This window comes from Pseudoalteromonas sp. T1lg24 (assembly GCF_002964745.1).
Classification (GTDB): Bacteria; Pseudomonadota; Gammaproteobacteria; order Enterobacterales; family Alteromonadaceae; genus Pseudoalteromonas; species Pseudoalteromonas spongiae.
The window spans coordinates 18,092-31,601 of record NZ_PQCB01000002.1; the positions used below are offsets into that span (position 1 = coordinate 18,092).

Below are 13,510 nucleotides of genomic sequence, written 5' to 3' on the forward strand. Positions count from 1 at the left end.
CACAGTGAGTAGGTTGTAATTCACTGTGATCAATCTCGCGGGTGGTGTTTGTGAACGAGTTACTCAACCGGATAAAGTGTGATTTCAATGCCGGCGCCTATGGCTGAAATTCTAAGCAGAGTATCGGCGTGAAGCGCCTGGTTAAAACACTTTGGTTTTTTACCACTTTGAAAGCCAATATCGAATGTGCGTCTTGTACAGCTAAGCCATTGCTTTAAAGCGTTGCGAGAACAGGATTCGATCAATTCACATAAGTGATTAATTGCACTGTCAGGAGAAGTTACGTCAATGTTTGCCTCTATACGCGCCAACTGACGAGTTTCATCTTTGTCGTAGTGAAGAACCATAGCCGACTTACCCAAGTCTGAAACTAATTGGGCAATATCTTGTTTTGACTCGATTTCTAGGTCGACATTAAGAAACTGAATATCTGACATTGATGTTTTCTCTGTAATTGCTTAATCGCTAACTTTACATTAGATTGGCTTTTATCTCTAGTTTCGCGAAGACGATATTACGAGCGGAAAAACCCAATAACGAGAACAATAATGAAAAAATCGTGGTTTAAATGGGCGCGTAAGTGCCACAAATGGTTAGGTTATTTACTCGCGTTACAAGTATTCGCATGGTTATTGGGTGGCTTAGTTATGAGTGCGATTCCACTGGAGTATGTACACGGTAAACACCTTGCCAAACGACAGTTAGAAAATCCTTTCTCGCAAGATGTATATACAAGAAATTTTGATAACTTTAAGCAATACAATATCGGACTGAAAAATGTCAATTTCATACACTTCTTAGGGACTCCTGTAATTGAATTAGTCGGCCATAAAGAGCGAGTTTACTTGCATGGCGAAACGGGAGAGAAACTCGAGGCACCTAATAAACAGCAAATTATCAGACAGGCAAAAGCTCATTACTTGGCTGATAGCCAAACCATAGACGCGACCGCATCACTGTTAAAAGAAGGACCGAGAGAGGTCGGTTATAAAAGCAATATTTGGCGTATAGACTTTGCGGATAATGTTAACACTACATTGTATATACAAGCTGATTCGGGTCAGGTAATTACTGTACGTAGCACTATTTGGCGTATTTTTGATTTCTTTTGGATGCTGCACATAATGGATTATGACGAGCGTGAAGATTTTAATAATCCATTATTAATTAGTTTTGCCGCTGTTGCTGTATTGTTTTGTATGTCAGGAATGATGCTGTTGTTTCAAAATATGCCTTTTAGAAGAAAACGAAAAGTTCTGGCAAATTGATTTGTTGTCATAAAGCTTTCTTATAAGTGCCGCTAATTTGTCATCGGATGTTTTTAGCGTAAGACTTATTACACATAAGGAAGCGCGAATATGGCAAAGCAATATTATTCCTGTATTTGGATCTCAGATGTGCATTTGGGTTACAAAGACTGTAAGGCTGAATTCTTACTGGATTTTCTCACCAATACAGAATGCGATGTGCTTTACTTAGTTGGCGATATAATTGATTTATGGTCGATGAAACGACAATTTTACTGGCAACCAAGCCATTATCAAGTGTTAGAGTGTATTCGCAACAAAGCTAACTCTGGCACACGTGTTATTTATATTCCCGGCAACCATGATGAAACCTTTCGCGCTTATGTTGGCGAAGCATTTATGAATGTTGAAGTGCATCGCAGTTTTATTCACACAGCCAAAACTGGTAAGCGTTTTTTGCTTGTGCATGGCGATGATTTTGATTCTGCAACACGTTATAGCAAACTGATCAGTATTATTGGCGATAGCGCATACGATTTTTTACTGTTTTTGAATCGTTGGCACAATCGTGTGCGGCGCTTATTCGGCAGTCACTATTGGTCGCTTGCGTCTTGGATTAAAAACCGAATTCATAAAGCACGCCAAGCAATCGCTGCGTTTGAAAAAGCCGCTGTGCACGAAGCGAAAAAGCAAGGTGTCGATGGCATTATTTGCGGTCATATTCATCAACCAGACATTAAAAAAATCGATGGCATTTTGTATTGTAATGACGGTGATTGGATAGAAAACTGCACTGTGCTGGTGGAGGACGAGTCAGGCCGTATTGAGTTGTTGCATTGGTCTGATATTCAAACCAGCTTGAAAGTGGTCGATTTAAGTCAGAAACACAGCGAGCAGGCTGCTTAAACTTGCTTTTATGCTTGAGTTTGTAGATGCTTTAGCTTGAGCCGCGGCATCTAACACCTACTTACTACTCTTTCTCGATGGTAAGAATGACTTCACCTACTTTGATACCAAACTTAATAATTTCGGTTCGGTTGATCAGACGTTTTTCATTAATCAAAAACATCCAATCGTCTAGCGTGACTTCGAGTGGTTCGCCTTGATAGTCAATGACTAATTGATAACGCCAATAAAGTGCAGAGCCTTTAGCCGTGCCCATCGCAGTTCCTACTACATCATTGGCCGTACCTTTGTAATTGCCGTCACCTAAGTTTTCTAAATACCAAGTACGTGTTTGTTTTTCCCCGTCGTCATAAACAAACCATTCTTCTAGTTTGCCTTTATCGTATTGCCACGTACCCACTAAATCAACGCTAAAGCGTCGTGTTAATGCGCCTGAGCGGTCAAGCACTACACCGTGAGCCGTTAGTTTACCGTTAAAGAATTGCTCTAATTTAAGGTCGGGAGAAGTACTTGTGTAATCATTAATATCTGGGCTTGAACATGCTGAAATTAATATGGTTAGTGCCACAATTAGCAATCGTTTCATTTTTTATCTCCAACAAGTTTTGCTCGCAATTTTGGGCGAGTGGTTTTTTCCGATAACCAAATATTTAAGAATGCATCGCCAAAGTCAGGATCGTTTACAGTGCCTAAAAGCCCTTGGTGATTGAAAAAGCTTGCGCTGTTGTCTTCATTGCGCGTCACAATCAGCATGTCGTTCTTTTTAATGTTTGGCCAAATGGTAGCGAGTTCATCTAGCCACTTGGGTATGTTTTGATGGGTCACGCCAATGTGTTGCCATTGGTCTGCAGTTGCTTCTATTAAGTCCTCTTTGTCTATATCGCGGTAATAGGTGATTTTAAGCGCGAGTTTAGCGTCGTCAAAGGAGTAACGCGTTTTGCTGCCAAATAGCTCGGCTTTGTATAAGTGCCAAAATAGCACTTTCATTTCACCTTCACCGTATTTAGTGAGTTGGCTTGTTTGTATCGCAAACAGACTTGGGGCGAATAAAAGGGTCGCAAATAGTAATGTTTTAAACATGGCTAACATCCAGTTAGTTGTGTTTAGATTCTACGAGCCTTTGTTTAAAAACGATCAATGCGGGCAGCAGTAGCGCCCAAATAATTGCGTACACAGTAAAGAGTGATAGTTGGCTTAAAGATGTGATGATGGCAGAAAAATTAAGTGCACCAAGGTAACTTAGTGCACCGCCAAATGCGCCAATGATGGCAACTAGCCATAGCTTACACTTTCCTAACCAACTTAATGAATGCTTAATTGAAAGTACAAACATAACCCATAGGCATAGCAGCCAAAGTGGAAATTGCTCTGCGGCAAAACTAATCACATTGAGTTGAAAGAGTATGTAATCAATCACACAACCAAAAAGGGCAAAGGGTAATAGCTTTGCATCGCTTCGTTTTGTTGGCGATAAAGCAAAGTGAAGAGCAACGATTAATGGAGTCAGCCAGCTGGCATTTGCTGTGAGTAGCGCACAGCAAAACCAAGCTAGCTGAAATAAAACAAGGTTAGTAAGCCAAAATTTGCTGGTCATGATTATCGCGATAATGAGGCTTACGCATAACGAGCTGATGGGTACTGATCACGCGCTCAATGAATGCGCCTTCGCAATAACATAAGTAGAAGTGCCACAGACGCTTAAATTGCTCATCAAAACCAAATTGAGTTAACTCTGGCCAGGCGTTATCAAATTTCATGCGCCAATCGTAAAGTGTTCGCGCATAATGTAAGCCAATGTCTTCCACGTTATCGATCATCATATTAGTTTGTTCGGCAATGTGCTGATTCATTACCGCGTTAGACGGTAAACAGCCGCCAGGAAAAATGTAGCGCTGAATAAAATCAACGTTATTGCGATAGTGTTCGTAACGGGCATCTAAAATGGTAATTGCTTGGATGAGCATTAGGCCTGAGTCTTTCAGTAGGCTGTTGCATTTAGCAAAAAACTCCGCCATAAACTTATGACCAACTGCTTCAATCATTTCGATTGAAACCAGCTTGTCGTATTTACCTTCCAGTAAGCGGTAATCTTTTTTCAGTAATGTAATTTTATCTTCTAACCCTTCGGCTTTTACTTTTTCGACGGCGTACTCGTATTGCGCGTCAGAAATTGTGGTTGTAGTAACCTTGCAGCCATAATTCTTAGCGGCAAAAATAGCTAATCCGCCCCAGCCGGTACCGATTTCAATTAAATGGTCACTTTCAGAGAGTTTAAGCTTGTCACAAATGGTTTTTAATTTATTAAGTTGTGCTGAATGTAAGTCAGTTGCTTCATTTGAATAGATGGCGCTTGAGTACATCATCGTGCTATCTAAAAAGCGGGTGTAGAGCTCGTTACCTAAATCATAATGGGCGAGAATGTTTTTCTTTGAGCCAGATTGTGTATTGGCATTGCCCCAGTGAAACAAAAAGTTTTTAATTTTAGTTAACAGCGATTTTTTAGCTTCTACTTGGTCGAGCGTACTGCTGCTGCGGGCAAAAACACGAATTAACTCGGTTAAGTTGGGTGATGTCCACTTCTTTTTGAGGTAGCCTTCTGCTGCTGCAATGCTACCGCCTTTAATAAAGTCGATGTAAAGGCTTGGATCAAGCACTATTAACTTGCCTCGTAGTTCACTGTCTTGGTTTCCTAGAAACGTAATCTGACCGTTTTCTTCACTTTCTACGCCGGCATTTTCAATTTGATTCAGTGCGTTTAAAACAAGTGAGCGACAGCGTGATGTAAACCACGATAACTCGTTTTCCTGCGTTAGATTGGTTGAGCTGGTACTTTGCTGCTCCATAATTATCCTCTCGCGTTTGGGTGCGCAATAAATGGGATGCGTTTGGCAAAAAGCTTAAGTGCTTGCCAGTAAATGCCAGCGACGACTTTTAATGTCATTGCTGGTGTACTAAGCCATGTTTTAAGCATATTTCTGCGCGAAAATTCGCAGCGTGATAATGCTACTGTGGCGTCAAACACTTTCTCTGATTTATGGTTTTCGATATGAATAAGTACTTTTTCTTGTGGCGCTTTTACACGCCATACATATTGCATATCTAAATCCATAAACGGCGACACATGAAATGTTTTATCCATGCGTTGTTGCTTAGAAATATCCACCACATAGTAGTGACGCTCTAACCAAGGCGTATTCGAAACTTCAACTAACATGGTTGTACAAACATTATCTTGGTCGTAACAAAAGAAAAAATTTGCAGGGCTAAAATAGATACCGAAATTTCGACATTGCCCCATAAAGGTTACTTTTGTGCCATCCCAGTTACCACCTAACTGTGTAACTTTACTGGCAATACGTTGCTTTAAGTTGCCCGGTTCACCTTTTATATAATCGTCTTGAAAAAAGCTAATTGGCGCGAATTTTTTAAGGCTAAACAAACGGCTAGTTGTGGCGATTAAGTCTAGTTCGTCTAAATCAAGTGCCAGCATATACATGCTATAGCTAAAGGCATGTTGCTTAGGATAAAAGCGTCTATGCCTTACTTGTCCGCAGTATATGCCACTATTCATAGTTATAGTTCGCAATCAAAGCGTTTACATACGTCGAGCGCACTGCGAACGCCATCTTCATGAAATCCGTTATACCAGTACGCACCGCAAAAGTGTGTGTGATTGGTGCCGCAAATTGTGCCTCGTTGCTGCTGCGCCGCCATACTTTGTTTATTAAACACTGGGTGATGGTAAACAAAGCTGCGTAAAATTTTGCTTTTATCAATTTGTTCAGTTTGATTGAGCGTAACACAGTAAGTCGTGTCCGTTTTAAGTCCCTGTAATATGTTCATATTATAGGTTACTGCAGCAGGGCGTGGGTTATTACTGTCTAAACGGTAATTCCAGCTAGCCCACGCAAGCTTGCGTTTTGGCAACATGTTTATGTCGGTGTGCAGTACCACTTCATTCTTGCTGTAAGGAATATTACCGAGCACTGATTGTTCTTGCTCGCTCGCATCGCCTAGTAGTTTTAATGCCTGATCGGAATGACAGGCAAATACAACGTCATCGAATATTTGAGTTGTACCATCTGCAAATTCTAAAGAAATACCGGTATTGCCGCGCGTAACTTGCTTAATATCGGTGTTGAGGCGAATTTTATCGGCGAAGCGGCGCGTTAATGGCTTAACGTATTCTCGCGAGCCGCCTTTAATGACATGCCATTGCGGTCTATCGCTGATATTTAATAAGCCGTGGTTATAAAAAAAGCGAACAAAGAATTTCAGCTCGAAGTCTCGCATTTCTTGTAAGCTGGTGGACCAAATAGCCGCGCCCATCGGTAAAATATAATGCTGGCAAAAGAAATCGCTAAAGGCGTGTTGGTCTAAAAAGTCGCCGAGCGTGAGCGCTGGATCTATATCGGTTTGATGTAGCTGCTTACAGAGTTTATTGAAGCGCAGAATGTCTTTGATTAGCAACCAAAAACGAGGTTTAAAAATATTTGAACGCTGTGCAAGTAATGAATTGAGACCGTGGCCATTGTATTCCATTTGGCTTTGCACATTGTGCACGCTAAAGCTCATTTCAGTATCTTTGTAAGCAACTCCAATTTGCGATAATAGCTTTAAAAAATTAGGGTATGTTTTGTTATTACAAACAATAAAGCCGGTATCAATTGCGTGCTTTTCGCCATTATGTTCAATATCAACAGTGGCTGTGTGTCCGCCAATGTAGTCGTTTTTTTCAAATAGGGTGATATCGTACTTCTTTGATAGTAAATAAGCGCAGGTTAAGCCTGAGATACCACTGCCAATAATGGCTATTCTTTTCATTATTTTGTCATCCTAATTGCAAGTTTGCGCCAGATAAAAAACGGTAACAGTGCGAGTGTTTTAAGTATTAAGGTAAAGCGTTTGGGAAAATGAATATCGTAGTGTTTGTTTTTCATACCACGATAGATTGCCTGCGCTGCTTGTTCACTGGTAATACGGCTAGGCATCGGGAAATCATTTTTATCGGTTAGAGGGGTTGCGACAAACCCTGGGTGAATTGTACTGACCCCAATATTGTGGCGTGCTAAATCAATGCTTAGAGTTTTCGCTAAATAGCTTACGCCAGCCTTTGACGCACCGTAGGCTTGTGAGCGAGTAAGTGGCACGTAAACAGCACTTGAACTCATTAAACCAAGTTGCCCGCCCGCATTTAACTGGGGTAACCACGCCTCTAAACAATAACCAACAGAAATAAGGTTGGTGTTGATCACGCGGGCAAACAAATCACCATCGAATTGTTTTGCGTTATCTATGTATTCACAGGTACCCGCGTTTAATATGATTTGATCGAGTTTGATGTTTTTATCTAACGCGCTAAATATGGCTTGCTTGTCATTTAGATCAAACACCAGCGGTATGATGCTGTTAAATTCGCTTGCGAGCTTATCGAGTTTCTCTTGGTTGCGTCCGCACGCGTATACAGTAAAACCTTGAGTCGCGTAGTATTTAGCGAGTGATTCACCAATGCCAGATGAGGCACCTGTAATTAGTACCGTATTCATGCGGTGGCACGCTTTTTAACTAAATTTATTAACCCGCCAAGTACAGGAATATGTTGATAAAGCATATCGGCAGCGTTGAAATAATCGCGGTGAAAAATGACTTTGCCGTCTCGATACTCAAGGTAACTGTTGCCGTCAAATGACACTTCTTTGCCTGCTTTAATTTTGCTATGCGAGAAGTACATGGTCCAGTAGAGGCTAACCGTATTATCTTGTTGCAGTACTTTTTTCATTTCAAAACGCCCAGCGTCTAAGTTTTCGTACAGATTAGAAAAATACTTGGTGAGTTCAGATAGGCCATCAATGCGGTGCAATGGGTCAATAAACACAACATCTTGATGATAAATATTAGCCAGTAGCGACAAGTTGGCGCGATCCAACTTGTTGTACATAGTTAAAAATTCATCAATATGCTGTGTGTTACTCATCGTTGTTTAACTCTTTCTGATAATAATCAAGTGCCTGTAAACGGGCTTCTTTTAAATCTACCAGTTGTGGCCAGTAGCTGTGATTGCCAACCGAATTTAAATAGGTTTGTGGTTGATGAATATACTTAAGCGGTACATTCTCTAGTTCTGGTAAATACTTACGAATAAAGCTGCCGTCAGGATCAAACTTTTCACTTTGCGTTATTGGGTTAAAAATTCTGAAATAAGGTTGTGCATCGCAGCCGGTGCCTGCTGCCCATTGCCAGCCACCGCTATTGGCGGCAAGGTCGCCATCAATAAGGTGTTGCATAAAAAATGCTTCGCCTAAGCGCCAATCAACCAATAAATGTTTGGTTAAAAAGCTTGCTACAATCATACGCAGGCGGTTATGCATCCAACCTGTTTGCTTTAACTGGCGCATAGCAGCATCAACGATCGGAAATCCTGTTTTTGCCTCACACCAAGCGGTAAATTTAGCGTGATCATTGGGCCAATCGAAGCCTTTAAATTTACCTTGGAAGTCGTGCAATTTGTTTAGATTTGGAAATGACAGCAACAAGTTGCGATAAAACTCACGCCAAATTAGCTCGTTTAGCCAAGTAAAAATTGGTGCTTTTACATCTTCAAGCATGTGTGGGTAATAGGATAATAGATCGTACAAAACCCTTTTAGGGCTAATTGCGCCAATGGTTAAGTAAGGTGAAATACCACTTGTACCTTTAATCGCTGGGAAATCTCGATCACGCGCGTAGTCGATAACTTTATCATTTATAAAGCGAGGTAACACGTGTTGCATAAACTCGTGTGCCAAAGGCCATTTACTTGAATCTTGCTTAGCATAATTAAATGTAATGTTACTGGCTTGATGAGGGCTTTCTTCACTTTGTTTAATTGCTGCAAGATAATTATGGTTAAAGCCATGCTGCTGCAGCGTTTTTACCCATGCTTTTTTGTATGGCGTAAAAACTTTGAACATTTCATTTTGTTTATTAAGCACTGCGCCATAAGGCAAAATGGTGTCAGCATCGTATAGCGTTAGCTCCAGTTGCTTCGCAGCTTTGTTGTCACGTATTTTTTCACGTAATTCCGGTTCGCTGTTAGCTACTACCGAAGTAATGTTATTTTCTTGGCAAAACTCTGTTAGTTGGGCAATTTGTTGCTCAAAGGTATCGCATTCAATAAAGCTCACTTTAATTCCGAGCTTGGTAAGCTGGTCGCTAAACCAATTTAAATGACGCTCAATAAAATCAATTTGAATGCCTGAATGATTGTGAGCTTGCCAAGTTTCATAGGCAGTAATAAACACTGCATGTTGGCAATTTTGCTGTAATGCATAAAATAAAGCGGGATTATCGTCTAAACGACAATCCCGTCTAATCCAGTAAAGAGTACTCATTTATAATCCGTATCTGAGTTTCAAATCCTTAGGATAAGGGTCTAAATAAGCTTGGTTTGCCAAATAATCATTTGGGTAGTTTTGCAAATGATGGTTAATCAGAGTGAGTGGCACCATTAACGGCACTAAACCATCGTGATAAGCGATAATGTTTTCGCTAAGTTCTTGTTTATTCTGCTTAGTTAGATGCTTTTTAAAATAACCTTGAAGGTGTTGCAAGGTATTCGTGTGATTTTTTCGGGATGCGGGCTTTTTAAGGGCCTGCATTAACATCGTAATGTATTTATCAGCTAATTTTTCCACTGGTAAATCGTTTTCTTCACCAAGCAATCTGCCAAGGGCTTTATACGCTGCTACATTATGGCTCATAACTAAATATTTTTGTTGACCATGGAACGTCGTCAGCTTGTGTATCGTAAGCCCTGATGCCACAAGGTTTTGCCATTTTTTGTAGGTAAACACTCGCAGTACAAAATTTTCGCGTAGGTGCGGGTCGTTAAGTCGGCCATTTTCTTCACAAGGTAAATTTGGGTTAAGCGCCATTACTTGCTTAGCAAATAAACCAACGCCATCGTGTTCACAACCTTTGCCGTGCTCATAGTACACTTTTACACGCTCCATACCGCAACTTGGGCTGCCTTTCATAAACACAAAACCACTTAAGTGCGACATTTTACTCGCTGATTTTTCAGCGTATTCGTTCATTTTTAGCGTAACGTCCATGCTGCCATCGGGACGTGAAACATGGATCATATCGTCGCGCTTAATTTGCCTAATAGTAGGGCGCGGCACAGGCAACCCAACCGCAACCTCAGGGCAAAATTTTTGATACTCGACAAACTTTCCTAGCTGGTTAACGCAAAAATCAGATTTTTTATGGCTTTTGTCAAAGCGTACTTGGTCACCTGTTAAGCAGGCGCTTATACCAAGTATAATTTTATCCTTATCTGTAACCATGCTCCCTCCTAGTAAATAAATTTACCGATTGGATTAAGTAACTTGCTTAAGCCTTGTGTAAAGTGCAGCGAATCACTTGAAACAGTTAAGCACAGGCAACCGTGTTCTGTAATTGGATTATGTGTATGTTTTCCGTCTAACCAAATAAAGTCGCCTTTATGATACTCACCCATATCGTCTTTGAAACTACCATCTAATAATAGTGTAATTTCAAAGCCATTGTGAGTATGTTCAGGCACTGAGCCGCCACGGTCGATGTGCAACAAGCTAGTGTGCAAATTGGCGTCTTCTAACCCAATGCGCGAACGCGATAGTTTACCTAAGTTAGCCCAGCTGCTTAGCTCTAAATTTTTTAACACTTGAGGCAGGTAATAGCTATTTTCTTTCAGTGATAACTCAATTGGTTGCGCTGCAACGACATCATCAATACTGTCATCAAGCGTAATATCGTTGATTAACGCATCTAAATCGATATCTGACGGTAAATCACAGTTGTCGGTGTCATTATTGGTGTACGTAAATGCGCCTTTTGCTGCCTCAGCAGTCAGTGCTTCTACTTGCTGTTGGCAATGCGGGCACAATTCAATATGTGCGGCGATAACAACAGAAATTGAGGCTGGTAATTCTCCGGCACAATAGGTTTTGAGCAGTGAAAGTTGTGGATGGTGCTTAATCATTGTCTGCTCCTATGTGCTGTCTCAATTTTGTTAGGGCTAAACGCAGTCGCGATTTAACGGTTCCTAACGGAATGCTTAGATTTTTTGCTAATTGCTCTTGCGATAAATCTTGAAAATATACGCCTTGAATAATTTGTCTCTGGTTATCAGGAAGGCGATTCAAATACTGTGAAATTTGCTTATCCATTAAGTGGTCGGCAAACACGTGTTCATCTGAATTTTGCGCTTCTGCTAATGGCCAAATATCATCGCTGAGTGTGTCTTCGTGATTGGCTTGCACTTTGCGCAACATATCAAAACTAATATTACGCATCACTGTGTAGACCCACGTTGTCGCAGCACCTTTCTCTTGGTTGTACAGGTGAGCCTTACGCCACACGTTGGTCATTGTTTCTTGCAGCAACTCTGACGCCAACGCAGGGTTGTTAAATTGCTTTCTGCCAAAGCCTAAAATTTTGGGTGAAAACCATTTAAATAGGCGCGCAAATGCTTGTTTGTCACGCTTCTCGGCTATGTCATTTAGCCAGCTAGATAGCGTTTTGCTGTCAATTTCTTGCCCATCTAAATTTGCGTTTTGCTTCATCGAAGATCGGTGATTATTGGTTGTTGTTGATATCATCATAGCGCTCTGACAATAAAATCATAGTAGACAATACGCAGTGAGCACAAAAGCGATCAGTTTTCTTGACCTAAAATAATAGTTTTTAAAAAATCATCGGCTTGAGTAAAACTATCTGCGTTAGTAAAGAGTTGTTTTTTCTCGAAAGACAGCGGCAAAATTTCTAAAAACCGCGCACAAACCCAGTTAATATCGTCAAACTTTGGTTCAGGATACAAAGACGCCTGCTCAGGAAACTCTTCAAACACATGATGTAGCTTAGCGGCGAGCACAGAGTGGTGTTGTTGTTCGCTTTGCTGCGGCCAGTGAGGCACTTCGCTGCAATCAGCGAAACGCAAACTGTCTTGATCCATAGTTACATTTTTGATGGTCACAAGGCTTTTCGCCTTGATATCAATATGCAGCAATTCGCCTTCCTGGTAGAAGTTAATAATATCAACCCAGGCGCCGAGTTTAGGCACGTTTAGCTCAGCTTGATGATCATACAAACACAACACAAAACCATTTTGTTGGCAGGCAATCGACACCATTTTGAGATAGCGAGGCTCAAAAATACGTAGTCGAGTTACACCGTCGGGCAACAAAAATATTGGTAATGGAAATACTGGTAGATTCATAAGTAGCTTATTCTGAACAACATAATATGCTTATACGTATTGTTGCTAAAAAAGATCCATCTACAAGGAGATTACTTTGTCTTGGTTGTTTTTGTTGTTGGCAAGTTTGGCGTGGGTGCTATTTGATTTTTGTCGAAAACGTCTGGTTGAAAATAACAGTCCTTTACTCGTTAGTTTTGTTTTTAGCTTGTTCACGTTACCTGTTTACTTAGTTTTTTGGCTGGCCACGGGTTCTTCCCAGTTGCCTCAAGTAATGGTTTATTATGTGTTTGCCAGTCTAAGTGGCTTGTTGGCAGCGCTTGGTGCGGTATCCTTTATTTCGGCGCTTGGGTGTGGACGTTTTTCTATTTTGCTGCCCATGCTCGCGCTGACGCCTTTGATTGCAGCGCTACTTAATGCAGTCGTTTTTTCAAATATTCTTAGCTGGCAAGCGTACACGATTATTGGTATTTGCGCCTACGCTACATATCGCCTACTTGGTGAAGGGGTTGCTATTACAGAGCCGGGCGCTGGATTTATGTTACTCGCGGCATTTTCTTGGGCGGGCTGTATTTGCCTCGATCAATTTGTATTACCACATGCATCGGTGAGTTTTCATGCGTTGTGGGTTAACGTAATTATGGTCCTAGTGCTTTTTTGTTCGCTTGTAACTAGGCGAAAAAGTGCGCTGTTGCCAAGGGGGTGTAAAATCTATTGGGCGATTGGCTTGTGTGGTTTTGCAGCTGCGGTACTACTGCAATTTAGTGCACTCAGATATTTAGATGCCAGTATTGTTGAGGCGGTAAAGCGTGCGATTGGCATTGTGGCTGCGATGATTGTAGGAAGCGTGTTTTTGCGAGAAAAACTGAAACCATATCAGTATGTTTACGGCGTGATTATCATCTTTTCAGTATTAATATTTAGCTTTGTAACTGAGTAACACAGATCATTTTATAAAATTAATTTAAACTTTTTTTGAACTTCCTCAAAACGGCTATGTCTATTGAAATACAAGAAAGAGATTTCTTGTTTAGATATTTCCCTGAAGCATTAGTTGTTGATGATGCACTTTCGGCTCACATCCCTGTGAGCCTTTTTTATGCCTGTAATAAATCTAAATTTACATTTTTCTCGGCAA

General features: G+C 40.9%; 17 protein-coding genes. 3 read left to right on the forward strand and 14 right to left on the reverse strand.

All coding sequences use genetic code 11. The annotated features are described in order from the left end of the window. Positions 1-59: 59 nt before the first annotated feature. Positions 60-437: a hypothetical protein gene (locus tag C2M30_RS00860; protein ID WP_105170337.1), complete on the reverse strand. Its 378-nt coding sequence runs from the start codon at positions 435-437 to the stop codon at positions 60-62. A 111-nt stretch (positions 438-548) separates the two neighbouring features. Here C2M30_RS00860 and C2M30_RS00865 point away from each other — a divergent pair, with 111 nt between their 5' ends. Together C2M30_RS00865 and C2M30_RS00870 are read left to right on the forward strand one after the other, a co-directional pair. Next, positions 549-1,268, forward strand: a complete 720-nt coding sequence (locus tag C2M30_RS00865; RefSeq protein WP_105170338.1) for a hypothetical protein — start codon at positions 549-551, stop codon at positions 1,266-1,268. Positions 1,269-1,358: 90 nt separating this feature from the next. After that, on the forward strand, positions 1,359-2,153 hold the full coding sequence (locus C2M30_RS00870) for a UDP-2,3-diacylglucosamine diphosphatase (protein WP_105170339.1): 795 nt from the start codon (positions 1,359-1,361) through the stop codon (positions 2,151-2,153). Positions 2,154-2,217: 64 nt separating this feature from the next. Here the strand turns inward: C2M30_RS00870 and C2M30_RS00875 are convergent, their stop codons facing one another. The 13 genes from C2M30_RS00875 to C2M30_RS00935 form a co-directional block, all read right to left on the reverse strand. Beyond that, positions 2,218-2,739 carry a DUF3833 domain-containing protein gene (locus C2M30_RS00875; RefSeq protein ID WP_105170340.1) on the reverse strand — a complete coding sequence of 174 codons (522 nt, stop codon included), beginning with the start codon at positions 2,737-2,739 and terminating at the stop codon, positions 2,218-2,220. Beyond that, positions 2,736-3,233 (reverse strand): chalcone isomerase family protein, encoded by a 498-nt coding sequence (locus C2M30_RS00880; RefSeq protein WP_158683287.1) that lies wholly within the window; start codon positions 3,231-3,233, stop codon positions 2,736-2,738. Before C2M30_RS00880 ends, C2M30_RS00875 begins: the two co-directional genes overlap by 4 nt. A 13-nt stretch (positions 3,234-3,246) precedes the next feature. Further along, the gene (locus C2M30_RS00885; protein ID WP_105170342.1) at positions 3,247-3,747 is read right to left on the reverse strand and encodes a DUF2878 domain-containing protein; all 501 of its coding nucleotides are present in this window, start codon (positions 3,745-3,747) and stop codon (positions 3,247-3,249) included. Further along, positions 3,722-4,996, reverse strand: coding sequence for an SAM-dependent methyltransferase (locus tag C2M30_RS00890; RefSeq protein WP_105170343.1), 1,275 nt, complete (start codon positions 4,994-4,996; stop codon positions 3,722-3,724). The genes C2M30_RS00885 and C2M30_RS00890 overlap by 26 nt, the downstream gene beginning before the upstream one ends. A gap of 2 nt (positions 4,997-4,998) precedes the next feature. Continuing rightward, positions 4,999-5,724: a DUF1365 domain-containing protein gene (locus C2M30_RS00895; RefSeq protein WP_199775858.1), complete on the reverse strand. Its 726-nt coding sequence runs from the start codon at positions 5,722-5,724 to the stop codon at positions 4,999-5,001. Positions 5,725-5,726: 2 nt separating this feature from the next. Beyond that, positions 5,727-6,977: an NAD(P)/FAD-dependent oxidoreductase gene (locus tag C2M30_RS00900; protein WP_105170344.1), complete on the reverse strand. Its 1,251-nt coding sequence runs from the start codon at positions 6,975-6,977 to the stop codon at positions 5,727-5,729. Then, positions 6,977-7,699, reverse strand: coding sequence for an SDR family NAD(P)-dependent oxidoreductase (locus tag C2M30_RS00905; RefSeq protein ID WP_105170345.1), 723 nt, complete (start codon positions 7,697-7,699; stop codon positions 6,977-6,979). The genes C2M30_RS00900 and C2M30_RS00905 overlap by 1 nt, the downstream gene beginning before the upstream one ends. After that, positions 7,696-8,127: a nuclear transport factor 2 family protein gene (locus C2M30_RS00910; protein ID WP_105170346.1), complete on the reverse strand. Its 432-nt coding sequence runs from the start codon at positions 8,125-8,127 to the stop codon at positions 7,696-7,698. The genes C2M30_RS00905 and C2M30_RS00910 overlap by 4 nt, the downstream gene beginning before the upstream one ends. After that, positions 8,120-9,523 (reverse strand): deoxyribodipyrimidine photo-lyase, encoded by a 1,404-nt coding sequence (phrB, locus tag C2M30_RS00915; protein WP_105170347.1) that lies wholly within the window; start codon positions 9,521-9,523, stop codon positions 8,120-8,122. Before phrB ends, C2M30_RS00910 begins: the two co-directional genes overlap by 8 nt. Next, positions 9,524-10,480 carry a YbgA family protein gene (locus C2M30_RS00920; protein ID WP_105170348.1) on the reverse strand — a complete coding sequence of 319 codons (957 nt, stop codon included), beginning with the start codon at positions 10,478-10,480 and terminating at the stop codon, positions 9,524-9,526. Positions 10,481-10,488: 8 nt separating this feature from the next. Continuing rightward, on the reverse strand, positions 10,489-11,157 hold the full coding sequence (locus C2M30_RS00925) for a ChrR family anti-sigma-E factor (protein ID WP_100912426.1): 669 nt from the start codon (positions 11,155-11,157) through the stop codon (positions 10,489-10,491). After that, entirely contained in the window at positions 11,150-11,740 is a 591-nt protein-coding gene (locus tag C2M30_RS00930) for a sigma-70 family RNA polymerase sigma factor (protein WP_105170349.1), read from the reverse strand. Before C2M30_RS00930 ends, C2M30_RS00925 begins: the two co-directional genes overlap by 8 nt. Before the next feature lie 92 nt (positions 11,741-11,832). Beyond that, positions 11,833-12,393 (reverse strand): LON peptidase substrate-binding domain-containing protein, encoded by a 561-nt coding sequence (locus tag C2M30_RS00935; protein ID WP_105170350.1) that lies wholly within the window; start codon positions 12,391-12,393, stop codon positions 11,833-11,835. Positions 12,394-12,469: 76 nt separating this feature from the next. Here C2M30_RS00935 and C2M30_RS00940 point away from each other — a divergent pair, with 76 nt between their 5' ends. Further along, on the forward strand, positions 12,470-13,312 hold the full coding sequence (locus C2M30_RS00940) for a DMT family transporter (protein WP_105170351.1): 843 nt from the start codon (positions 12,470-12,472) through the stop codon (positions 13,310-13,312). The last annotated feature ends 198 nt before the right edge of the window (positions 13,313-13,510 follow it).